The organism is Natrialba asiatica DSM 12278 (genome assembly GCF_000337555.1).
Taxonomy (GTDB): Archaea; Halobacteriota; Halobacteria; order Halobacteriales; family Natrialbaceae; genus Natrialba; species Natrialba asiatica.
In genome coordinates this window covers 15,712-37,983 of the sequence record NZ_AOIO01000030.1, presented here as the reverse complement: position 1 = coordinate 37,983, position 22,272 = coordinate 15,712, and the positions used below count along the sequence as shown (strand labels likewise).

Below are 22,272 nucleotides of genomic sequence, written 5' to 3'. Positions count from 1 at the left end.
ATCATGGTTCTGCACACGATGTCCCAAACGGTCGTCCTCGGCGTGATCGGCTCGGACGCTCACGTCGTCGGCATTACGATCCTAGAGCAGGCATTCAGTGCAGCAGGCTTCGACGTCATCAACCTCGGCGTCCAGACCTCCCAGGAAGAGTTCGCCGAGGCCGCGGTAGCACACGATGCCGAGGCCGTACTGGTTTCGTCGCTCTACGGCCACGCCGAGCAGGACTGCCGGGGATTCCACGGCGTGCTCGAAGACGCGGGTGTCGATGCGCACACCTACATCGGCGGCAACCTCGCCGTCGGGCAGGACGACTTCGAGCAGACGCGGGCGACGTTCGAAGAACTCGGCTTCGACCGGGTCTTCGACTCGGAGACGGACCCCGAAGAAGCGATCGCTGCGCTCCGCCAGGATCTCCAGATTGCGCCGACGGAGACGGAGCGCGCGACGATCAGTTCCTAGATGATACGAGACGAACGCATTCCGGCCGACGAGCTACGGCGTATCGACGAGGAGATTCGGGCCGACTGGCCGACGGGTGCGGATGTCGACTTCGACGAGGCGATCGCGTACCACGAGTCGCTTCCCGCGAGCAAGCGCTTCGCCGACGTGCTCGAAGAGGCGACCAAACCCCTCTTGCAGCCGCGGGCCGGCGTGCCGTGTCTCGACGATCAGGTCGAACTGCTCGAGTACCTCCACGGGGAGGGGAAAGCGGATCTCCTCCCGACGACGATCGACTCGTACACGCGCGATAACGAGTACGAGAAGGCACAAGAGGGGCTCGAGAACGCCCGCGAGAGCGGGGAAGACACCCTCAACGGGTTCCCGGCGGTCAACCACGGCGTCGAGGGCTGCCGGGAGCTGATCGAGGCGATCGACGCCCCGATCGAGGTTCGCCACGGGACGCCCGACGCCCGCTTGCTGGCGGCCATCACGTTCGCCGGCGGCTTCCAGAGCTTCGAGGGCGGCCCGATCTCGTACAACATCCCCTACACCAAGCGCCACGGTTTGGAGGAAACCATCGAGAAGTGGCAGTTCGTCGACCGGCTCGCGGGAGCCTACACGGAACGCGGCGTGCGGATCAACCGCGAGCCGTTCGGACCGCTGACCGGAACGCTGGTGCCGCCCTCGATCGCCATCGCGATCATGCTGGTCGAGGGCCAACTCGCCGCCACGCAGGGCGTGCGCTCCGTGACGCTGGGCTACGGGCAGGTCGGCAACGTTGTCCAGGACGTTGCGGCGCTGAACGCCCTGCAGAAACTGGGCGACGAGTTCCTGCCCGACGAGGTCGTCGTCACCACGGTTTTCCACGAGTGGATGGGCGGCTTCCCGCCGGACGAGGCCCGCGCGAACGGCGTGATCAGCCTCGGCGGGATGACCGCCGCCATCGCCCGGCCGGACAAAGTCATCACCAAGTCCCCCCAGGAGTTCCAGGGCGTGCCGACGAAGGAGGCGAACGCCTCCGGGCTGCGCACGACGCGGCAGGTCATCGACATGGCGATCGAGCAGGAGATCGATATCGACGGCATCGCGGAGGAACAAGACCTGATCGAGCGCGAAACGCGGTGTCTCACGGACACCATCCTCGAGCACGGCGACGGCGACGTCGTCCGGGGAACGATCGAGGCGTTCGACTCGGGCGCACTCGACGTGCCGTTCGCACCGAGCGACAGCGCGAGAGGGGCCGTCCTCCCCGCACGGGACGACGACGGCCGCGTCCGCATCTTCGAGTGGGCCGACCTCGCGATGGACGACGACATCAAGGAGATCCACCGGGCGCGACTCTCGCGGCGTGCGGACACCGAAGGCCGCGACCAGTCGTTTCGCATGGTTGCAGACGACGTCGACGCGATCAGCGACGGAAAACTCATCGGTCGTCCCCAGAACGCGGGGGACGTCTAGAACGACACGAGGACACGACGAAACTACGATAATGCAGATTACAGCCATCCACGCAACCCCCGGCTACGCCGGGTTCTTCTTCGACGACCAGCGCGCGATCAAGCAAGGTGCACAGCAGGACGGGTTCACCTACACCGGCGACCCCGTCACCGACGGCTTCGAGGAAATCCGCCAGGCCGGCGAAACCCTCATCGTCGACGTTGAACTCGCGGACGGAACGACCCACCGCGGCGACTGCGCCGCGGTCCAGTACTCCGGTGCGGGCGGACGCGACCCGCTCTTTCGGGCCGACGAGTTCGTGCCCGTCGTCGAGGGACCCGTTACCGAAACGCTCGCGGGACGGGACGCAAGCGAGTTCCTCGCGAACGTCGACCGCCTCGAGGAGGTAGCGATCGGCGGGAGCCAACTCCATACTGCGATCCGCTACGGGATCTCCCAGGCGCTGCTCGCGGCAGCCGCTGCAGCCAAGGGCACGACGCGCACGGACGTACTGGCCGACGCGCTCGGCACGGAGCCCGCGACGGAACCCGTCCCGGTCTTCGGCCAGTCCGGGGACGACCGCTACACGAACACCGAGAAGATGTTCGTCAAGGGCGTTCCCGTCCTCCCGCACGCGCTGATCAACAGCGTCGAGAAGATCGGCGAGAACGGAGAGACGCTGCTCGAGTTCATCGAGTGGCTCACCGAGCGCTCGCAGGAACTCGGTCCCGACGACTACGAGCCGCGATTCCACATCGACGTGTACGGGATGATCGGCGAGGTTTTCGGCGGCCCCTACGACCGCGACGAGGTCGTGGACTACTTCGCCGCCGTCGAAGACGCCGCTGCGCCGTACCCGATCCAGATCGAGGGACCGATGGACGCCGGCGGTCGCGAGGCGCAGATCGAGGCGATGATCGAGCTTCGGACGGGATTGCAGGAGGCCGGCGTCGGCGTCGATATCGTCGCCGACGAGTGGTGCAACACTTTCGAGGACGTGCGAGCGTTCGTCGACGCCGGCGCGGCCGACGTCGTCCAGATCAAGACGCCGGACCTCGGTGGCGTCCACCGAAGCGGGCAGGCCGTCCGCTACTGCGAGGGGACCGAGACCCGCGCCTACCTCGGGGGCACCTGCAACGAAACGGCAACGTCTGCACGCGCTTGCGCGCACGTCGCGCTCGCGACCGACGCCGCGCAGGTCCTCGCAAAGCCCGGCATGGGCTTCGACGAGGGTTATATGATCGTCGAGAACGAGATGCGACGGACGATCGCGCGTCGAAACCGCAGCCGGCAACCCGAACCCGACGCCGACGAGGTGACCGCAGATGACTAGGGAATCACGACGCGATTCCGAAACCGGGAGCGGAGAGCGACCGATCGAGTGGACGGATCCCGACACGTTCGCACGGGCGCTCGAGCGAGCCGAGACGCGAGAGAAGGGCAACTGCTTCGAGGACTTCGCCGAGGGCGATCTCCTCGAACACGACCCCGGACTCACGCTCACCCGCTGGGGAAACGAGTCGTGGATGAGCCAAACGCTCAACCACGATCCGGCGTACTGGCGTTCCGACGCCGCCGCGGAGCGCGGCTTCGACGAGCCCCCGATCCACCCGGACTACCTCACCGCCGCCACGCTCGGCATCACCGTCGAGGACCTGAGCGAGAAGGGCGGCTACTTCCTCGGGCGGACCGACGTGCGATTCCCCGGTACCCCCGTGTACGCCGGCACCGAACTCCGCGTCGAGAGCGAGGTCGTCTCCAGGGCGACCTCGAGTTCGCGCCCCGAGTTCGGCATCGTCACCTGGCGGACGCGAGGGAAAGACGCCGCGACGGGCGAGGTGCTCTGCTCGTACGAGCGGACGAACATGATTCCGCGCCGGGAACCGGTCGCGACGGACGGGAGCGGCGCTGCAACGGCGGAGTCCGACGGCGGTGACGATGGTGATGGTGATGGTGACGGCGACGGCGATGAGCCCACGCTACCCGAGGCGTTCGTCACACCTGCGGGCGGCTACTTCGAGGATTTCGTCGACGCGCTCGAGACGGCCGAGGGGTGCGACGCCGCCGTCGCCTACCGCCACGAACGCGGGCGCACCCAGGACGACGTGACCGTGGCCTCGCTCCCGCTCGCGACGCTCAACACGGCCAAACAGCACCACAACGTCGACGTGATGGCCGACTCGCCATCGGGCGACATCGTCACCTACGGCGACGTGACCCGGTCGACCGCGCTCGGCCACGCCCGTTCGGACGAGCGGACCTGGCGCGAGGTCGGCTTCGACGACGAGCAGTTCCACACGTTCGTCGCACCCGGTGACACCGTCTACGCGTTCACGCGCGTGCTTTCGGCCGAGAACGACGCCTCGATCGACGCGGCGGGAACGGTCCGCTTCGAACACATCGCGTTCACCCAGGACGACGATCCGGTCTACTCGGGGACCAGAACCGCGGAGATTCGAAAGCGCACAGACTGAGACGACCACCCGCAACTACGATTCACTCATACACGCCAACCGAACCATGACCGACGACATCCGACTCTGTCGAACCTTCCAGACCGCACCGGCCGCCGTCCCGAAAGACGACTCGGCGAAATACCTCGTCTCCGGCCTCGAGGCCGAGGGCTTCCAGGCACCCGACTGGCTCGTCCCCGACCTGGAGGACGGCACCGCCCCCGACATGAAAGCCGAGGGGCTCGAAAACACCATCGACCGCGTGCCGGAGCACGAGTTCCCCGGCGAGATCTGGCCGCGCGTCGAGTGGAGCTACGAGGACGCGGCGTCCCGCGACAAAGGGCGAAACCAGATCGATGAACTCGTGGCCGAACTCGGCGACGAACTCGAGGGCGTCGTCGTCCCCAAGGTCGGCCGGCTCGAAGACGTCGAGCGCGCCGCCGAAGTCGTCGCCGAGGCCGAGTCCGAACACGGCTATCCGGACAACTCGATCGGCCTCTCGATCATCGTCGAAACCGGTCGGGCTAAATCAGACCTCCGAAAGATCGCCGCGTTCGGCGCGGAATCGCGACTCACCGCGCTCGTCTTCGGCCCCGTCGACTACACCGCCGAACTCGGCGGGCGCGACCTCGGCGACGGCCGCCCGCGCTGGGACGGCCTGCTCGAAGAACTCTCGAACGAGGCCAGCGCCGGCGGCTTGCTCTCGATCGGCGGCCCGTTCGACGACCTGTTCAAAGAACGCGCCGGGCTGACCTACTACAACGCCGACGAGTACGCCGACCAAGTCGAACACGAAGCCCGGCTCGGTCTGGACGGCTCCTGGTCGCTCTATCCCAAACAGACCATCCAGGCCAACACGATCCACATGCCCACGCCCGCCGAACTAGAACGCGACGTGCACAAGATCGAACGGTTCAACGAAGCCAAGCGCGAGGGCACCGGCGCGGTCACCATCGACGGCCAAATGGTCGACGAAGCGACGTTCAAGAACTTCGAGAATACGGTCCAGCAGGTCCGTGCGATCGATACAACGCGCCCGGCCCAAACCGAAGAGCGCTACGACGAGGCGCTGTTAGAGCGCGCGCGCGAACTCGAGTTGTCGTACCGATAGCGAGGCCTCTCTCGCCCGTTCTTCTGCGAGTTCAGTTCGATACGTCCCGTGGGTGGCGTCCCGTTTTCGGAGCCTGCTTCGACCCGGGCGAGAGCGACACACCTGAGCAGTACAGCGAGGCCGGCCGTGCCGCCGACGAGAACGGCGCGGAAACCGAGCGAAGTGACGAGATACGGGACCGGGAGGCTGCCGACGATGGATCCAGTCCCGGCAGAAAGCCCGCAGACGAGGGCGAATAGCGGGGGATGGTCCCAAACAGTAGGATCCGTCGAACAGGGTTTTCGCGGTACGACATGAACTCTCGTTGATCGTCGAGCATGAAAGCAGTACTGAGCGAACGCTCGTCGTCTGCTAGTCGTGAGAAAACGGTGGGGTTGGGATTTGAACCCAAGAGGCTGACGCCACCTGCTTTCAAGGCAGGCGCAATAGGCCGCTCTGCCACCCCACCTCACCTGCGTCTTCCCCGTGCGTTCAAAAAGGGTTATCGGTCTCCGTCCGCTCGAGCGTTTCGTCCGAGCCGACCGTCAACCCGAGTTCAGCAACGGCGGCAGCCGTTGCATCTGTCCTCGGTCGACCAGCCCGCTGGCGCGCTTCGAGAGTGGCGATGGTTGCACACAACCCGGACTCGGTCGCGACAGTCGGGAGCATGGGCGCGAAGCCGAGTTTGAGGTCGGCCTCCGCTGCTGCCGTCCGTTTTGCGAGCGTCGACACTGCCGGCGTTTCGTACGCGTCGGCGAAGTCTATCGGCTCGGTAAAGCCCGCGAAGTACGCCCGACCGTTGGAGGAGGGGCCGAGGACGACGTCGTGGCGGCGCAGCGACATCGCCGCCCCGTCGAGTTCAGTTCGGGCGACGAGCGGGACCGTCGGTTCGAGGACGCCGACCGCGTCGGCCCGATCGCGCTCGAGTAAGTGCGTGACCGTGTTTCCGATGCGGGCCGCGTGCGTGGAACCGACCTGGCGTTCGAATCTGACGGGAGAAGCGTCGGCACCCGGTGAGCCATCCGCGCTCGCATCGGCGTCGACCGACTCGAGTGCGTCGTCAACGAGTGTTCGGACTGCCGTCTCTGCGCCAGCGCCGGCGTCGGCGTTAACGTTGGCGTCGGCGACCGCGTCCGGTATCGTCTCCTCGTCGCGGTAATTGAGCAGGACGTCGCCGCCGCTTTGCTCGGCGGCCCGCACCACGTCGGTGACGGCGGCTTCGTAGAGCGCCACAGCCGCTGATTCAGAGAGCGGTGTCGACTCGACGAGCGACGGCAGGACCAGCCCCGGCCACGGCGGGTCGACGGGAACGACGACGATCATACTGACTCATCCGGGACCTGAACTCTTGAACGCGGCGCTTCGTGCGGATCGAACCGGGAAACTCGGACGAATTATAGGGGTGGAGGCTGTGCACCCGCGTATGACCGATCGATCACTCGCGATCGAGGGACTGCTCGGAACGGGAGTCGTCGTCGTGCTGGCGGCGCTTGGCGTCTACGGGTTCACAACTGGCTACCTGCTCGAATCGCCCGACAGGTTGTTCGCGCCATCGGTTGCGACGCTCGGGATTGTCACCGCGGTCGTCGGCACGCTGGTACTCCTCGGCGCGCGTTCGAAGCGGTGGCGGCAGAATCCGTACTGGTAGTGCTCGCGACCTTTGGTCCGGTATCGCTCTGTTACCGTTTTTGTCGCCCCTTCGTCTGCCGATAGTCCGACGCCATGAGATCGGCGAAGTGTTCGATCCAGGTCTGGGTCTGCGCCGGGGTCCGGTCGCGGGGCGCTTCCATCGGCACGAGTTCGAAGCCGCGTCCGCGGATCGTCGTCGCGTGGGCGTCGGGAAGGACGAGTTCGTCCGCCGGCGTCGTGGTGTAGTCGGTGCCGAGGACGGAGAGCGCGCGGTCGCCGATGGGGACCAGGATTTCGGGGTTGATCATCCGGATTTCGGCGTTGAGGTAGGGTTCGCAGGTGTCGATTTCCTCGGCGGTCGGCGGCCGCTCCGGGTGGCGACAGCGCGTGAGAGTCGTCAGATAGACGTTCTCGAGTTCGGGCTGGTCGGCGGGAGACGTGGCGTCACAGAGGGCGAGGCGTTCGAGGATGCGTCGGAGGTCGTCGGCGGTGTCCGCGTCCGCGCCGGTGTCCACTTCGGTCCCCGACTCCGCCGCGGAATCGCGCGCGACGAGCGGAACCCCACTCTCGTCGGCCGCTCGACTCGGGCGTTCGCCGACGAACAGGAAGTCAGCGCCGACGTCGCCGTAGCCGTGGACGACCTGCGTGCGCGTCTCGCAGAGCGCCGGGCAGTTCCGGCACTGCTCGTCCATGCTGAACGGATTCGCCCGCGTTTGCTGATTCGCGTCCACACTCGGGTCTCGGCGGGAACGACCAAAAGCACCGCGACTGCACGGAGCGGGTCAGCGACCCAGCCCGCCGCGTTCGTTGACTTCGAGAATGAACTTGACGTTGCGGACGATTTCCTCCGGCGACGTGTCTTCATCCGCGTCGTAAAGGTCGCTGGTCCGGTACAGGATGTTCGCGAGCTGCTTGCTCTCGCTCGACTCGCCGCGAACGTCGTCGGCAACGGCCCGGATGCGCTCGACGCGTTCCGGGTCCGGACTGAACTCGTCGGGTTCGGCATCGTCGTCGCGCTCGGCGCCGTCTTCACCGGAATCCGGTTCCGGAACCGCATCATCCGCGCTCTCGTCGGTCATTGGTCCAGCGAGGACGCCTCCGTCCGGCTTGCCTGAGACACGCCGCGCCGGTGGACGATCCCCGTGTTATTCGCGACGTTCTGGGTGATCGTTCGAAACGCGTCGCCGGTCTCACTGCCGTTGTCGAGGACGGTCGGCTCGCCGCCGTCGCCGCCCTCGCGGACCGCCGGATCGAGCGGGATCGAGCCCAGGAACGGCATGTCGTGAGTCTCGGCGAACTCCTCGCCGCCCCCGGAGCCGAAGATGTCGTGTTCGCCGCCGCAGTCGGGACAGGCGAACGTCGACATGTTCTCGGCGATACCGAGCACGACGGTGTCGTGTTTGGCGAACATCTCGAGGCCCTTGCGGGCGTCGTCGAGCGCCACGTCCTGGGGCGTCGTAACGATAACCGCGCCCGTGACGGGCATGGTCTGGAGCATCGTCAGTTGGGTGTCGCCGGTGCCCGGCGGGAGGTCGACGACGAGGTAATCGAGGTGGCCCCACTCGACGTCCTCGGTGAGCTGCGTGATGACCTTGTGGACCATCGGACCGCGCCAGATGACCGGATCGTCCTTCCCGGTGAGAAAGGCCATGCTCATCAGCTTCACGCCGTACTTTTCGGGCGGCACGAGCGTCTCGTCCTCGGTGGCCATCGGCGGCTCGTCGGCGTCGACCATCCGCGGCACGTTCGGACCGTACACGTCGGCATCGAAAAGTCCGACGCGCGCCCCCAACTGCGAGAGCCCGGCGGCGAGATTGACCGCGACGGTCGACTTGCCGACGCCGCCCTTGCCGGAGGCGACGGCGATGACGTTCTTGACGTTCGGCAGGACCTGTTCGTCGGTTTCGAAGTCGTCACGGTCGGGAATACTCGCGGAAAGATCGGGTTCGAGTCCCTCCGCGACGAGCAACTCACGGATCTCGGCGGCGATGTCGGACTCGGTTGGCGAGTACGGTGCGCCGAGTGCGAGATCGATGTCAACCTCGTCCCCCTCGACAGTCACGTCGTTGACCAACCCGAGCGAGACGATATCGTCGCCGAGTTCGGGATCATCGACCGACCGAAGGCGGTCGCGAACGGCGGCTTCGTCCATGTTTGAAGGTACCTCCGGGCGTCGAAAAGGGTTGTGTTCGCGGGGGCGACACGGCCGGTCGACTCAGGGTCAGGGTTTGAAGTCGAATCGCGGCCCGCCGTACGTCGGCGGGTCGGGTTCGAGTTCAACGCCGCGCTCGTAGCGGACGAAATTGAGGTAGAACGGGCGACCACAGCCCTCGATCGAGGTGCCTTCACGATCGGTAACGGTGCCGTCTTCGCCGCAGAGAAAGGCGATTCCGTCCGCGGATTCGCGGGTTTCCAGGTCGTCGGTCGGCGCGGCGTACTCCCAGCCCGGCTGTGCGTGTTTCGTGACCGAGCGGTCCGCGAGGTCGGGACCGCGTTCGATGCTGTGAACGGCGTCGCAGTAGGGGCAGGTATATCGGACGGTGACGGAAGCCATCGGTGGTGGATCTAGCACGGCGTGAACCGTAAGGATGCGGTCGCTGTGCTCGCCAGAGCCGAACCGTTTACCGACTGGGGGCCGGACGAGTTCCCATGACCGACCCGGACCCTGAACCCGAGGGTGAGGCCGAACAGACAACCGAGTTCGACCCCGAAAAGTTCGAGGAGAAATACGTCCACTACTTCGACGAACTCGAAGAAGCGTATTCGAACGCCTACCAGCAACTCCACGGGCAGGTCGATTCCGAGGTCCTTCGAGCGATCGACCGACAGGTATTGAGCGAGAGCGAACCGGTGTACGAGGGAAACGGCGAGTTCAGCGTTTCCCTTCCCGAGAACCCGCGGGAGCGAGTCGGTGCCGTTGACGACGACGAGTTCGAGGCCGTGCTCTCCGCGTTCACCGAGCGGATCGAACGGGAGCTACAGCGACTCTTTGGATTCGAGACTGCGGAGTGAACTCGCGGTGTCGATCCCTAGTTGAACGGGGTCGATTCGATCGGCAGACCCGGAACACCTTTTGCGCTTACGGGAATCCATGCAGGTATGATCGACGAGACGGTCGAGGAGATTCAGGAGATGCAGACGCACAGCTCCTCGGTAGTCGCCGTAAACGCGACGCGGGCGCTCGAGGAACTGCTCGATCGGGAGTTCGCGACCGCCGAAGAGTACGTTCGCGCGCTCGAGCGAAACGGCTCGGTGCTCCGGCGGGCCAACCCTTCCCACGCGTCGCTCCAGAACGCGGTTCGCCAGGTCGTGGCGGCCGTGACCGAGGCCGACCCCGAGACCGTGACGGAAGCGAAGATACTGACCCAGGAGGAGATAGACGCGGTCGTCTCGCGGGTCGAATCCGCCAAGGAGCGGGCGGCCGAGAACGCCGTGTCGCATCTCGAAGACGACATGACGTTGTTGACGCACGACTACTCCTCGACCGTCATCGAGGCGCTCGAACAAGCGACGGACGCGGGCAAAACCTTCGAGGTTTACGTCACCGAAGCGCGACCGCGTTACATCGGCCGCAAGACGGCTCGCCGACTCGCCGACCTCGACGGCGTCGAGGCGACGCTGATCACCGACAGCGCGAACGGCTACTATCTCGAGGAGTGCGACCGCGTCGTCGTCGGCATGGACTGCATCGTCGAGGATACGCTCTACAACCGCGTCGGGACGTTCCCGATCGCGGCGACCGCGCGCGAACTCGACGTTCCGGTGACCGTCCTCGGATCGGCCTCGAAAATCGTCGGCGAGGGCTTCGTCTTCGAGAACGAGTTCAGGTCGGGCAGCGAGGTCATGCCGGAACCGGCGGAGGGATTCGACGTGGAGAACCCGACCTACGACGCGACGCCGGTGGCGTTGCTCGAGAGCGTGATCACCGACGAGGGACGAGAGACGTTCTGATTGGCGGAACTCCGTTTCGTTTCCGTTCGCTTTCCCATCCGCTCTTTCACGCCTGCGCTTCCTCTCCTCCTCACTCCCGCTTCCCCTTTCAGACTCTTTCTCTTACCCACTCACCCACTCTCACGCGTACCCTCCACCTCTCACGCTCGTTCTCTCACTCTCGGCCTTACTTACCCCACTCGGACCGCCGATTTGCCGCCTCGCCGCCGTCGACGTGACGAGCGGTCAGCATCGCTGACGGTCACGATCCCGTGACGACAGCCTATGCCGGTGTCCGTCGTACGGTCTGTATGCGCCTCGTCCAGGTGTTCGTTCCAGCGGGTGATCTCGAACTCGTCCTCGAGCGGGCGGAGGCGGCCGGCGTCGACTACGCCGTCTCCGAGGAGACGAGCAACGACGAGTTCGAGGCGCTCGTCTCGATTCCCGTCCCGCCGGCCGCCGTCGAACCGCTCGTGGCCGACTTTCGGAAGGCCGGCCTCGACGAATCCTCCTACACGGTGGTCACGTCCGCGGAGACGATCGTTTCCGACCGGACCGACGACTTGCTCGGTCGGTTTTCCGGCACCCGAATCTCCCGCGAAGAGTTGCAGTCCCAGGCGGTGGCGCTCGCGCCCGCGAGTTCGACGTACTACACGCTGCTCATCGTCAGCACGGTCATCGCGACGGCCGGCTTGTTGCTCGACTCCGCGGCAACGATCATCGGCGCGATGGTCGTCGCACCGCTTATGGGACCCGCGCTCGCGGCGAGCGTCGGCGTCGTCGTCGACGACGACGAACTCGCGAGACGCGGGGTCGTCCTGCAAGTCGTCGGCCTCCTCGTCGCCGTCGCAACGGCGGCGCTGCTGGGATGGCTTCTCAGGGGAACGGTGTTGTTGCCGCCGGGATTCGACATCACGACGGTGCCGCAGATCCGCGAGCGGATCACGCCGAACGCGCTGGCGCTGTTTCTCGCGCTCGGCTCCGGCGTCGCCGGCGTCATCAGCCTCATCCGCAACGTCGGCTCGGTCCTCGTCGGCGTCGCAATCGCCGTCGCGCTCGTGCCGCCGGCCGCGACGGTGGGCCTCGGAATCGCCTGGGGGCATCCGGAGGTCGTCGTCACCGCCGGCACGCTCGTCCTGGTCAACCTGCTCTCGATCAACCTCACCGCGTTACTCCTGCTCTGGCTCTCCGGCTACCGACCGCACCACGTCGGGAGCGTCGACCGCGTCTACGGCCGCCTTCGCTCACGGATCGTCGTGCTGGTCGTCGCTATCGCCGTTCTCTCGGTGGTCCTCGGGGGGATCACCTACGGCACCTACCAGACTGCAGCCGTCGAACACGACGCGCAAACCGAACTCGACGCGATGAGCGACGAGCCGCCCTTCGACGATCTCGTCCTGCAAGAACTCTCCGTCCAGTACGAACTGATCGACCTCTACACCGGCGACGTGCCGGTCGTAACCGTCCTCGTCGAACGCCCGCCCGGCGAGACGGAACCGCCCGATTTCGCCGAGCAGGTGCGCGAACGACTCGAAGCGGCGACGGGAACCGAACTCGAGGTCGTCACCGAACTGGTCGACACGCAGCGAAGCGGCTGAGCCGGCGCGGTCGACTCACTCGCGCTCCCCGAACGATCGCGGGGCGCCCGCCGTCGGACTCGCCCAGGCGACGGCGTTTCGGAGCACCCGCCGAACCTCCGCGTTCTCGTAGATCGGATACGTCTCGTGACCCGGTCGGAAGTAGAAGATGCGCCCGCTCCCGCGACGATAACAACAGCCGCTTCGAAACACCTCGCCGCCCTCGAACCAGCTCGTAAAGACGAGTCGGTCCGGTTCCGGCACGTCGAACGGCTCGCCGTACATCTCCGTCTCCGGCAACTCGATGAACTCATCTAGCCCGTCCGCGATCGGGTGGCCGGGATCGACGACCCACAGCCGTTCCGTGCCGCCGTCTTCGCGCCACTGAAGGCTACACGACGTTCCGAGCAGCCGCTTGAATACCTTCGAGTAATGTGCGGAGTGGAGGACCAGCAAGCCCATCCCCTCGAGCACGCGCTCTTGAACGCGGTCGACAACCTCGTCTTCGACCTCGTCGTGCGCCTCGTGTCCCCACCAGAGCAACACGTCGGTCGCGTCGAGTACGTCCTCGGTGAGCCCGTGGTCGGGTTCGTCGAGTGTCGCCGTCCGAACGTCGTACTCGATACCGTCCTCGATCTCGGCTTCCTCGCCGGTAAACACGGTTGCAAGCGCTTCGTGAATCCCGTCCGGATACACCGCCGCAGCCTCCTCGTCCTCTCGCTCGTGTCTGAACTCGTTCCAGATCGTAATCGTACACATCGGATATGGGTCCACCATCGACGGCCTTAGCTCACCTGGTCTGTCCCGCATTCACGTGACACACCATCGGCCCATATCAGATTCAATGACTCACAGTAATGCAGAGAGATGGGTCGGTCACAACCCTTATTTTGATCGCTGCCCGCGTCTCTCTATGAACTGGGACTGGGCGCTCACGACATCGAACACCCTCATTTCTCGCCTAACACCACCCTCACAACAACGACGGGGTGGTTCTCGGTGAACGGAACGGACATCGGCGTCGGCATCGTCGGCCTCGGCGGCATGGGTCACCACCACGCACGAAACGTCGAAGAACTCGGTGCTACCGTCGTCGCCGGCGTCGATCTGGTCCCCGAACAACGCGAGCGCTTCGCGGCAGAGTTCAACGCGACGACGTACGAAACGCACGACGAACTCGTCGTCGACGATGCGGTGGATGCGGTCGTCGTGACGACGCCGAACCGATTTCACGAACCGATCACGATCGCCGCGCTCGAGGAAGGCTGTGACGTGCTCGTCGAAAAACCCCTGGCACACACCTTAGAGAGCGCAGAGCGGATCGCAGCGGCCGAAGCGGAATCGGACGGATTCTGTATGGTCGGCTTCCACAACCGACACGCGGCTTCGATGGCGATGTTCGAGGAACACCACGCCCGCGGTCGGTTCGGCGAGCTAACCCACATCGAAGCCAACTACGTGCGGCGACGCGGCGTCCCCGGACCGGGCTCGTGGTTCACGAACAAGGATCTCTCGGGCGGGGGCGCGTTGCTGGATATCGGCGTTCACGCGCTCGACCTCGCCCTGTACGCGCTCGACTTCCCCGACATCACCGAAGTCTCCGGCATCGCCAGGACGACGTTCGGCGGGAGCGAGGACTACGCGGACCCCGACGGGTTCGGCGACAACTGGGACGCGAACGCCGAAACGTACGACGTCGACGACTCGGTCAGCGCGTTCATCCGCTGTGCCGACGGACAGACCGTCTCGCTCGAGGCCGCGTGGGCGACGAACCGCGAGGAGAGCATGGACTTCCGAATCCGCGGCACCGAGGCCGGTGCACAGTTCGACATCGGCGATACGAAGCTCCAGATTCTCGGTGCGAGTGCGACCGGCGGCGATCACTACACCGATACGACGTGTACGGGCGATACGGGACTAACTGGCTATCTCGAGCAGGACGAGCGATTCCTGACGGCCGTCGCCACGGGAAGCGAGCCAACGACGAACACGCTCGAGGAGGCGCTCACCGTCCAGCGCGTCATCGACGCGATTTACCGCTCGAGCGAGACGGGCCAAGCCGAGTCGATCGAATCACGGCCCACCCCACAGCCGGTCGATCGGGAGGCCGAAGCGGATCAACAGCCGGAAGCCGAAGCCGAAGCGGATCTCTAAACCCGGCCCCCGTCGCTCGCCGTCGAGTCATCTTCGTGCGGACTCCTTTGTTTCGCTGCGATTCCGTTGTAGAATCAGCCGCCATAGCTGAATAAGCCGCTGAGCCGCCGATATCGTCCTATCCACTCCACATACATAATTAACTATATTCTGGATTAATGTTGTCCATCATTATCAAAGGCCTTATTACGATGTGCATATCTCGCATACAGTAGAAGGGTTGACTATGGTTAGAAAAAATTCTAACACAAGCGGACACTCACGACGGCGAGTGTTGCAGACGACGGGGGCACTCGGACTAGCTGCTGCGGCGGGTTGTCTCGGTGGCGGCAACGAGGCCGAACCGCTCGATGAACTCCTCGAGGAGGATCCCGACGAGTTCGAACCGGTAGAGATCGGCCACTGGTGGACGGCCGACGCGGAGGCGGAAGCCTTCGAGGCGCTCGTTGAAGGTTTCGAAGAGGAGTATCCGGATATTACAGTCGAGTCCTCGCCGTCACCGGGTGGGGCTGGGAGCGCACTCGAGGCGAACATTCGAAACCGGGTCGTCGACCAGGATCCGCCGAGCACGTTCCAGGTTTGGCCGGGACAGGCACTCGCGGATTACACCGCCGATGATCTGCTCTACGACATCGAAGGGCACGTCTGGAACGATGAAATGGAGGAAGCGTACCTCGACGGGCCGATCGAGGTCGCGCGGCCGGACGGCGACTTCGTCGCCGTGCCGATCAACATCCACCGGCTGAACAACCTGTTTTACAACGTCAACGTTATCGAGGACAGCGGCATCGATCCCGAATCGGTCGACAGTCCGAGCGCACTCATCGACGCGATGGAGACCGCCGACGAAGCGGGATACATCGGAATGGCTCAACAGACCCAGTCGTCCTGGTCGACGCTCCAGCTGTGGGCGCAGGTCTTGCTCGGCGAGCACGGCACCGATGTGTACGACTCGGTCATCGAGGGGAACGTCGAGGAGAACGAATCCGAGGTCCGCGACTCGCTCGAACTCGTCGTCGACTACAGCGAGTTCTTCAACGAGGACGCGAGTTCGATGAACGACTGGGACGACGCGAGCGACTACATCAACTCCGGCGAGGCCGCGTTCTTCCACCAGGGAGACTGGGCCGCCGGCCAGTACGAGACCGACGAGGAACTCGCGTACGGGGACGACTGGGATTACGTCCCGTTCCCGGGAACTGACGGGATGTACGCGATGGTCATCGACTCGTTCGTATTCCCGAAGTTCAACCCGTCGCCGAACGCGACCGTGCGATTCCTGCGCTACGCGGGCACCGCGGACGCACAGGAACGGTTTAACCAGGCCAAGGGCTCGATTCCGCCGCGGACCGACGTTTCGGACGAAGCGTTCACCCCGTTCCTGCAGGATCAGATGGCCGACTTCGAGGAGTCAAGCGACCAACCGCCGTCGATCGCCCACGGGCTGGCAGTTGCGCCGGAGACCCAGACCGAGGTCGAGGGCGCGTTCTCGAACTTCATCGATAACTGGAACGTCGACGAGACGTACAACGAACTCGTCAACAGCTTCCAGTAACGGTGGAAGAGGGATTTACTATGGATTCGTTACGGAACTCCCTCCGACGGCTCAACCCGCTGTCCGAGACGGCGACGGAACAGTCCCAGGGAACGCAGACGCAGGGGTCGCTCGCCGGCCGGCTTCGAGACAGTGACTTCGTCGAGTCGATGCCGTTCTGGCTGCCGCCGACGTTACTCGTCTTACTGTTCGTCTACGGGGCAATCGCCTGGAACGTCGCCATCTCGTTTACCGGCTGGTCCGGGCTCGGACAGCCGGAGTATACGGACCTCTCGCTCGAGATGTATCGCCAGTTGCCGGCGGACCAGAACTTCCGGGCGTCGCTCTGGAACACGATCGTCCTGCTCATCACGTTTACGGGGTCGTCGCTGGTCGTCGGACTGGGGCTTGCCCTGCTCGTCGATCGAAAGATTCGCTTCGAGAACACGTTTCGGACGATCTACCTGCTACCGATGGCGCTGTCGTTCGTCGTGACGGCGATCTTCTGGTCGTGGATGTACGCGAGGGGCGGATTGATCAACACGACGTTGGAGGGTATCGGACTCGATTGGCTCGCGCACAACTGGATCGGCGATCCGCAGTTCAAACTCGCGGCGGTGATCGTCGCGCTCATCTGGCAGTTCAGCGGCTACTGTATGATCGTCTACCTCGCGGGGCTGCGGGCGATTCCGAACGAACACTACGAAGCCGCGCGGATCGACGGCGCGTCGACGCTGAAGCTGTACTGGCGAGTCATCATCCCGCAGCTTCGATCCTCGACCATCGGCGCAGTCGTCGTGTTGATGGTCTTCGCGCTCAAGGCGTTCGACTTCATCTACGTGATGTTCGGGACCAATCCCGGCCGCTCCGTCGACATCCTCGCGGTTACGATGTACCGCGAGGCGTTCTCCTCGAGCCAGTGGGCCTACGGCGCTGCGATCGCCGTGGTCCTGTTCGCGCTCGCACTGACGATCATCGGACCGTACGCCTACACGCAGTACAAGCGAGGTGCGCTCTAATGACGGACGATACCGACGCTAACACAGACATAGACGCGGACGCGGATACCGACACCGACACCGACACGAACGCGGAGACAGAAACGGACGCGGAAACGAAACCAGCGACCGACGATTCTTCGCGCCTCCCAGCTATCGAGCCCGGTCGAATCGCGCTCTACGGCGCGTTACTCGCACTCGTCATCGGCTACCTCTCGCCGCTGTACGGCGGGCTGACGACCGCGTTCAAGACCCAGAAAGCGTACCGCGAGACCTCGCCGCTCCAGCCGCCGATCGAGGGGGTCACGATCGACCCCTGGGTCACCGCCGGCAGCGAACTCGCCATGGGAATGGTAAACAGCTTCGCGCTGACGATTCCTGCAGCCGTCTTCTCGGCACTCCTCGGCAGCCTGGCCGCCTACGGCCTCACCAAGGTCAACTGGCGCGGGCAGGCGTTCTTGCTCGCGCTGTTCCTCGCCGCCGTGTTCATCCCCTACCAGGCCGTGCTCGTCCCGCTCCGCCAGTTCTGGTCGATCGTCGACATCTCGGGACTCCACGAACGCGGTGAACTCGTCGAACTGATAATCACCCACATCGCCTACGGGACCCCGATCTGTACGATCCTCTTTCGGTCGTACTACCAGACGCTCGACGACGAACTCATCGAGGCGGCCCGCCTCGACGGTGCAAGCCTCGCCCGGATCTACCGAAAGATCGTCCTGCCGCTCTCGGTTCCGATGTTCGCCGTCACGCTGATCTACCAGTTCACCCAGATCTGGAACGACTTCCTGTTCGCGCTCGTCTTACTCAGCGACCAGACGAACTACGTCATCACCCTCGAGTTGAATGCACTTCAGGGCGCGATGGCAACCGACTACGGCGTGCAGATGGCAGGTGCGTTCATCGCAGCGCTCCCGACGATTCTCGTGTATATCATGTTCGGAGAACAGTTCGCGAAAGGACAGACGATGTGATTACAACTCACAGATCAAAACGATGGCAGACCTACAACTCGACGCCGTAACCAAGGTGTTCACGGAACGCGACGGCAACGAAATCACCGCCGTCGACGACGTATCGCTCACGATCGAAGACGGGGAATTCCTCGTCCTCGTCGGCCCCTCCGGCTGTGGCAAGTCGACGACCCTCCGAATGGTCGCCGGCTTAGAATCGATCAGCGCCGGCCAGGTCCGACTCGGCGACTCGGTCGTCAACGACTCGAAACCGAAAGACCGGAACATCGCGATGGTGTTCCAGTCCTACGCGCTGTACCCGCACATGACCGTCCGTGAAAACATGGCCTTCGGGCTGCAGGAGTCGACCGCGATGCCCGATGACGAGATCGAACGAACGGTCGCGTCCGCCGCCGACATGCTCGGCATCGACGACCTCCTCGAACGCAAACCGGACGATCTCTCCGGCGGCCAGCAACAGCGCGTCGCCCTCGGCCGCGCGATCGTCCGCGACCCCGAGGTCTTCCTGCTCGACGAACCCCTCTCGAACCTCGACGCCAAGCTCCGCGCGCAAATGCGCACGGAACTCAAACGCCTCCAGAACGATCTCGACGTCGCCACCATCTACGTCACCCACGATCAGACCGAGGCGATGACGATGGCCGACAAAATCGCCATCCTGAACGACGGCGAACTCCAGCAGGTCGGCACCCCACTCGAGTGCTACCACGAACCCGCAAACCTCTTCGTCGCCAGCTTCATCGGCGAACCCTCGATGAACTTCTTCGACGTAACCCGAGACGATAGCCAACTCGTCCACGACCACTTCAGGTACGACCTCTCGAACGAAACTGATGACGCGCTTGCGGACGCCCACGCTGAACTCGTCCTCGGCGTTCGCCCGGAGGACATCGCCCTGCAATCCACCGCAGACGGGGCACACACCTACGCAACGGTCGTCGATGTCGTCGAACCGATGGGTAACGAAAACAACGTCTACCTCACCATCGGTGACGAGCAGACGCAGACGTTCGTCGCCACAGTCGATGGAATGCACCACGTTGAGGCGGGGGAGACCGTCTACGCGCACATCCCCGAATCGGCGGTGCATCTCTTCGACCGACAGAGCGGACGCGCAATGCGTAACCGAACGGTCGAGTCGACGACGATTCCGGAAACGAAGCTCTGACTCGGTCTCTATCTCGATCGGCCTATCGGCTCGCCGTTCGTTTCCACGGACGGTGAATCGCGTCCCGTTGCACTTCGATAGCCGCGCGCGAGAACTCGGATCGACACGAGATGGGCGTAGAAGGCGAGGAAGACGGCACCGACGCCGACTATCGTTCGTCTGGAGAACGAGGCTGCGAGAAACCCCCATCCCGGAACCACGATGAGGAACGCGATCAGCCACGCGATCGCGTAGCCTCCGTCCAGAAGAACCGGCCGCTGCAGGCGGATATCTATCGCCTCGAGAAGCGTCGTCCCTTCGGCGATGCGACCGACGGCGATCGAGTACGTGTACCCGATCGCGAGAACAGCGACGAGCGTCGTCGTTGACAGCAGGAAAAACGCCATCGATCCGGCGAAGCCGACCGCCGCCGAAAACGGAAGTCGAGTGAACACCGCGAGGACCACCGCGAAGACGGCCACCAGGAGGATCGCGTACCCGGCCGAGAGAACGGCCAGCCGACAGCCGCGTCGAAGCGTCGAGCCGAGCGGACGAAACGACGGCGGGATTTCTCCTCCGTCCACCGTCGTCTCGAATACGCGAAGGAGATAGCCGAGCAAAGCGGTGGCGGTCGCCATCGATGCGACGAGAAACGGCACTGCGAGGAGCGGCTGTGACGTCCCCATCGCCACGCCCAGTTGTCCTACGATAACCGTCACAAGCCCGAGCAAGCCACCGACCACGAATAGATCCATCGAGCGCTCGCCACGGAGTGGGTACCGTAGCGCCCCGCTCAGTCGAAGCGCCATCACCCACGTCTGCGGACGCTCGCGGTATAACGATTGCTGGTCGACGACGACCAAGAGTAACCCTTTTGCGGGACCCCTGCACACATCCGAGTATGAGTTCGGACTGGCCACACGACCCCGACGGCGAGGAGGGAAGCGAGGGGATGCGCAAGTACGATATGGCAGTCATCGCCAAGAAGGTCGACGAAGAGGCGGACTTCCCGCTCGACCGAGACGAGTTCGTCGCGGAATATGGGGACGATCCGATTCGGGTGAACTATCAGACGGTCGTCGCGCTCAGTGAGATCTTCGAGTTCGTCGAGCAGGCGGAGTTCGAGACGATTACGGACATGCACAAGGCAGTCGGTGCAGCGATGCGTCAGGGGGGCTTCTGGGACTACCACCCGCAGGGCGTGAACCCGGAGCAGAAACACGCCTGAGTCCCGTTTTTCTGTAACGTAGTTCCACCCGATACACTGGGTGGCCGTCGCGGTCGAATACGCCTGGCGGCTGCACCCCATCACGAATCTGGATTACGTACCACTTATACGATGGCGTTCGAAAGCTTCGGGCACCGTGACTAACACGCAGGTAACGCTCGTTCAGATCGACAACTACGGGCCGTGGACCGTGACGCCGGAGCCGCGACGCGAAGCCGACCTCCAGACGATGCAATCGCGACTCTACGCCGATATCTCCCAGTTCGTCGGCAACCGTGGCGGGTACGTCTTCTTCAGCCGGTTCGACAACATGATCGCGGTTACGAACGGGCTCTCGATGGCGGACCACGAACTCCTTCAGGAGTCGGTGAACAATCGCTACCCCGTGACGCTCAGTCTCGGCGTCGCGACCGGCACCTCGCCCGTCCAGGCGCTCGCCGATGCGACCACGCTGGTGCAGGAAGCAGGCAGCGCACAGGACAAGAGCCGGCGCGAGTGTCTCAAAGGACGGGCGATCGAAACAGCCCACCAGACCGCCGACGATGTTCAGATCGCCCACTTCGACGTTATCAACGCGACGGGCAACTACACGGACGAGCTCAACGCCTTCGATACGTTCATCGAAATCGAACAGGGATACGCGGAACTCATGCGACACATGCGCACCGCCCACGAGAGCCTCTCCTTTTTCGTCGGCGGCGACAACATTATCGTCACCTGTCCGGACCTGACGGAAGGCGACTACGAGGACGCGATTCACCACGTCGAGGATGCCGTCGATGTCGAACTCCAAGTCGGCGTTGGGCGCGGTGAAAACGCCCACGACGCGGGATTCGCTGCAAAACATGCGCTCGAAATCTGTCGGGCAGACGGAACCAGAGTCGAAGTCGACTGGTAGCCGTCTGGTATCGGTAACTGGTGCCGTAGAAGCAGAGAACTTCGGCGTGTGGCCGCTTAAGTGTGGTGGAGGTAGTTTTTAGCCCGACCGCGCGGTGTGTTCACACATGGAATCGGAACTGTCGGTCAGGGATGTCCTGACGACCGAATACGTCGGTGTCAGCGAGTCAGACACCGTTCAGGACGCAGTAACGCTCATGCGCGAGGAACACACCGGCTGTGTGCTCGTCGTCCGCGGCGCTGACCCAGTCGGCATCATGACCGAGTGGGACGTCCTCGGTCTCGTCGCAGCCGGCCGCGATCCCGCTGAAACGACCGTCAGCGAAGCCATGACAGCACCCGTCATCTCCATCGACCCGGCTCGGTCGGTTACCGACGCAGCGACGATCATGGCTCGTGAAAACATCCGAAATCTCGTCGTCGAACGCGATACCGAACTCCGCGGCGTCGTTACCCAACGCGACGTCATCGCCGCCGCCGGCTCGTTCCAGGCAACGATGACACCACCACGAACGGCCGACCCCGAATCGAGTGCGGTCGCCGATCAGGACCGCGGCGACGAACGCCTCGCCGCCACAACGCCGGGAACCGAACTCGACACACAGACTCAACTGCAGCCAAACGGCGGTGACGAGTATTCGACACAGGGCGTCTGTGAATCCTGTGGCTCACTCGCAGACGAACTCTGGGATGCGAACGGCCAACTGGTCTGTACCGATTGCCGGACGGTATGACGTCCCGTCTCGTAGCGCTTTGTACCACACAGTTCCGCCCACGGACGAG

At 64.2% G+C, this 22,272-nt stretch carries 24 protein-coding genes and 1 tRNA gene; 17 read left to right on the top strand and 8 right to left on the bottom strand.

What is annotated here, in order from left to right; all coding sequences use genetic code 11:
* The first annotated feature begins 3 nt into the window (after positions 1-3).
* The 5 genes from glmS to citE are packed head-to-tail and all read left to right on the top strand — an operon-like array spanning position 4 to position 5,442.
* Positions 4-459, top strand: coding sequence for a methylaspartate mutase subunit S (gene glmS, locus C481_RS11665; protein WP_006109414.1), 456 nt, complete (start codon positions 4-6; stop codon positions 457-459).
* Entirely contained in the window at positions 460-1,899 is a 1,440-nt protein-coding gene (locus C481_RS11660; RefSeq protein WP_006109413.1) for a methylaspartate mutase subunit E, read from the top strand. It abuts the gene before it with no gap.
* A 31-nt stretch (positions 1,900-1,930) separates the two neighbouring features.
* Entirely contained in the window at positions 1,931-3,211 is a 1,281-nt protein-coding gene (locus tag C481_RS11655) for a methylaspartate ammonia-lyase (protein ID WP_006109412.1), read from the top strand.
* Complete coding sequence (mch, locus tag C481_RS11650) at positions 3,204-4,352, top strand: 2-methylfumaryl-CoA hydratase (protein ID WP_006109411.1); 1,149 nt, start codon at positions 3,204-3,206, stop codon at positions 4,350-4,352. Before C481_RS11655 ends, mch begins: the two co-directional genes overlap by 8 nt.
* Positions 4,353-4,398: 46 nt before the next feature.
* The gene (citE, locus tag C481_RS11645) at positions 4,399-5,442 is read left to right on the top strand and encodes an L-malyl-CoA/beta-methylmalyl-CoA lyase (protein ID WP_006109410.1); all 1,044 of its coding nucleotides are present in this window, start codon (positions 4,399-4,401) and stop codon (positions 5,440-5,442) included.
* Positions 5,443-5,808: 366 nt separating this feature from the next.
* Here the strand turns inward: citE and C481_RS11640 are convergent.
* A tRNA-Ser gene (locus C481_RS11640) sits at positions 5,809-5,890 on the bottom strand.
* A 23-nt stretch (positions 5,891-5,913) separates the two neighbouring features.
* Positions 5,914-6,744: a hypothetical protein gene (locus C481_RS11635; protein ID WP_006109409.1), complete on the bottom strand. Its 831-nt coding sequence runs from the start codon at positions 6,742-6,744 to the stop codon at positions 5,914-5,916.
* Positions 6,745-6,844: 100 nt separating this feature from the next.
* Between C481_RS11635 and C481_RS11630 the strand changes: the two genes are divergently transcribed.
* A complete protein-coding gene (locus C481_RS11630; protein ID WP_006109408.1) occupies positions 6,845-7,069 on the top strand; it encodes a hypothetical protein in 225 nt (74 codons plus the stop codon).
* A 31-nt stretch (positions 7,070-7,100) separates the two neighbouring features.
* Here C481_RS11630 and C481_RS11625 read toward each other — a convergent pair whose 3' ends face one another.
* The 4 genes from C481_RS11625 to C481_RS11610 all read right to left on the bottom strand — a co-directional run bounded on the left by C481_RS11625 (position 7,101) and on the right by C481_RS11610 (position 9,604).
* Positions 7,101-7,742: a uracil-DNA glycosylase gene (locus C481_RS11625; RefSeq protein ID WP_049904641.1), complete on the bottom strand. Its 642-nt coding sequence runs from the start codon at positions 7,740-7,742 to the stop codon at positions 7,101-7,103.
* Between the two features lie 90 nt (positions 7,743-7,832).
* Positions 7,833-8,129, bottom strand: coding sequence for a hypothetical protein (locus C481_RS11620; protein WP_006109405.1), 297 nt, complete (start codon positions 8,127-8,129; stop codon positions 7,833-7,835).
* Positions 8,126-9,202 (bottom strand): Mrp/NBP35 family ATP-binding protein, encoded by a 1,077-nt coding sequence (locus tag C481_RS11615; protein WP_006109404.1) that lies wholly within the window; start codon positions 9,200-9,202, stop codon positions 8,126-8,128. The genes C481_RS11620 and C481_RS11615 overlap by 4 nt, the downstream gene beginning before the upstream one ends.
* A gap of 69 nt (positions 9,203-9,271) precedes the next feature.
* On the bottom strand, positions 9,272-9,604 hold the full coding sequence (locus tag C481_RS11610; RefSeq protein ID WP_006109402.1) for a hypothetical protein: 333 nt from the start codon (positions 9,602-9,604) through the stop codon (positions 9,272-9,274).
* A 95-nt stretch (positions 9,605-9,699) separates the two neighbouring features.
* Here C481_RS11610 and C481_RS11605 point away from each other — a divergent pair, with 95 nt between their 5' ends.
* From C481_RS11605 to C481_RS11595, 3 genes are all read left to right on the top strand, one after another.
* Positions 9,700-10,062, top strand: a complete 363-nt coding sequence (locus tag C481_RS11605; protein WP_006109401.1) for a DUF5783 family protein — start codon at positions 9,700-9,702, stop codon at positions 10,060-10,062.
* An 87-nt stretch (positions 10,063-10,149) separates the two neighbouring features.
* Complete coding sequence (locus C481_RS11600) at positions 10,150-11,001, top strand: translation initiation factor eIF-2B (protein ID WP_006109400.1); 852 nt, start codon at positions 10,150-10,152, stop codon at positions 10,999-11,001.
* 290 nt (positions 11,002-11,291) lie between these two features.
* Complete coding sequence (locus C481_RS11595) at positions 11,292-12,578, top strand: TIGR00341 family protein (protein WP_006109399.1); 1,287 nt, start codon at positions 11,292-11,294, stop codon at positions 12,576-12,578.
* Between the two features lie 15 nt (positions 12,579-12,593).
* Here the strand turns inward: C481_RS11595 and C481_RS11590 are convergent, their stop codons facing one another.
* Entirely contained in the window at positions 12,594-13,316 is a 723-nt protein-coding gene (locus tag C481_RS11590) for a ThuA domain-containing protein (RefSeq protein WP_006109398.1), read from the bottom strand.
* Positions 13,317-13,556: 240 nt separating this feature from the next.
* Here C481_RS11590 and C481_RS11585 point away from each other — a divergent pair, with 240 nt between their 5' ends.
* The 5 genes from C481_RS11585 to C481_RS11565 all read left to right on the top strand — a co-directional run bounded on the left by C481_RS11585 (position 13,557) and on the right by C481_RS11565 (position 19,385).
* Entirely contained in the window at positions 13,557-14,711 is a 1,155-nt protein-coding gene (locus C481_RS11585) for a Gfo/Idh/MocA family protein (protein ID WP_006109397.1), read from the top strand.
* Positions 14,712-14,982: 271 nt separating this feature from the next.
* The gene (locus C481_RS11580) at positions 14,983-16,266 is read left to right on the top strand and encodes an ABC transporter substrate-binding protein (protein ID WP_006109396.1); all 1,284 of its coding nucleotides are present in this window, start codon (positions 14,983-14,985) and stop codon (positions 16,264-16,266) included.
* Between the two features lie 20 nt (positions 16,267-16,286).
* Complete coding sequence (locus C481_RS11575) at positions 16,287-17,264, top strand: carbohydrate ABC transporter permease (RefSeq protein WP_006109395.1); 978 nt, start codon at positions 16,287-16,289, stop codon at positions 17,262-17,264.
* On the top strand, positions 17,264-18,217 hold the full coding sequence (locus C481_RS11570) for a carbohydrate ABC transporter permease (RefSeq protein ID WP_006109394.1): 954 nt from the start codon (positions 17,264-17,266) through the stop codon (positions 18,215-18,217). The genes C481_RS11575 and C481_RS11570 overlap by 1 nt, the downstream gene beginning before the upstream one ends.
* 22 nt (positions 18,218-18,239) lie before the next feature.
* The gene (locus C481_RS11565; protein WP_006109393.1) at positions 18,240-19,385 is read left to right on the top strand and encodes an ABC transporter ATP-binding protein; all 1,146 of its coding nucleotides are present in this window, start codon (positions 18,240-18,242) and stop codon (positions 19,383-19,385) included.
* Positions 19,386-19,393: 8 nt separating this feature from the next.
* On the opposite strand, the gene C481_RS11560 is transcribed toward C481_RS11565, so the two are convergent.
* Positions 19,394-20,173: a DUF4013 domain-containing protein gene (locus C481_RS11560; RefSeq protein WP_049904618.1), complete on the bottom strand. Its 780-nt coding sequence runs from the start codon at positions 20,171-20,173 to the stop codon at positions 19,394-19,396.
* Positions 20,174-20,265: 92 nt separating this feature from the next.
* On the opposite strand from C481_RS11560, the gene C481_RS11555 reads away from it, so the two are divergent.
* From C481_RS11555 to C481_RS11545, 3 genes are all read left to right on the top strand, one after another.
* Complete coding sequence (locus C481_RS11555) at positions 20,266-20,592, top strand: DUF5785 family protein (protein ID WP_006109391.1); 327 nt, start codon at positions 20,266-20,268, stop codon at positions 20,590-20,592.
* 136 nt (positions 20,593-20,728) lie between these two features.
* Positions 20,729-21,490 (top strand): GTP cyclohydrolase III, encoded by a 762-nt coding sequence (locus C481_RS11550; protein ID WP_006109389.1) that lies wholly within the window; start codon positions 20,729-20,731, stop codon positions 21,488-21,490.
* Between the two features lie 106 nt (positions 21,491-21,596).
* The gene (locus C481_RS11545) at positions 21,597-22,223 is read left to right on the top strand and encodes a CBS domain-containing protein (protein ID WP_006109388.1); all 627 of its coding nucleotides are present in this window, start codon (positions 21,597-21,599) and stop codon (positions 22,221-22,223) included.
* Positions 22,224-22,272: the final 49 nt, after the last annotated feature.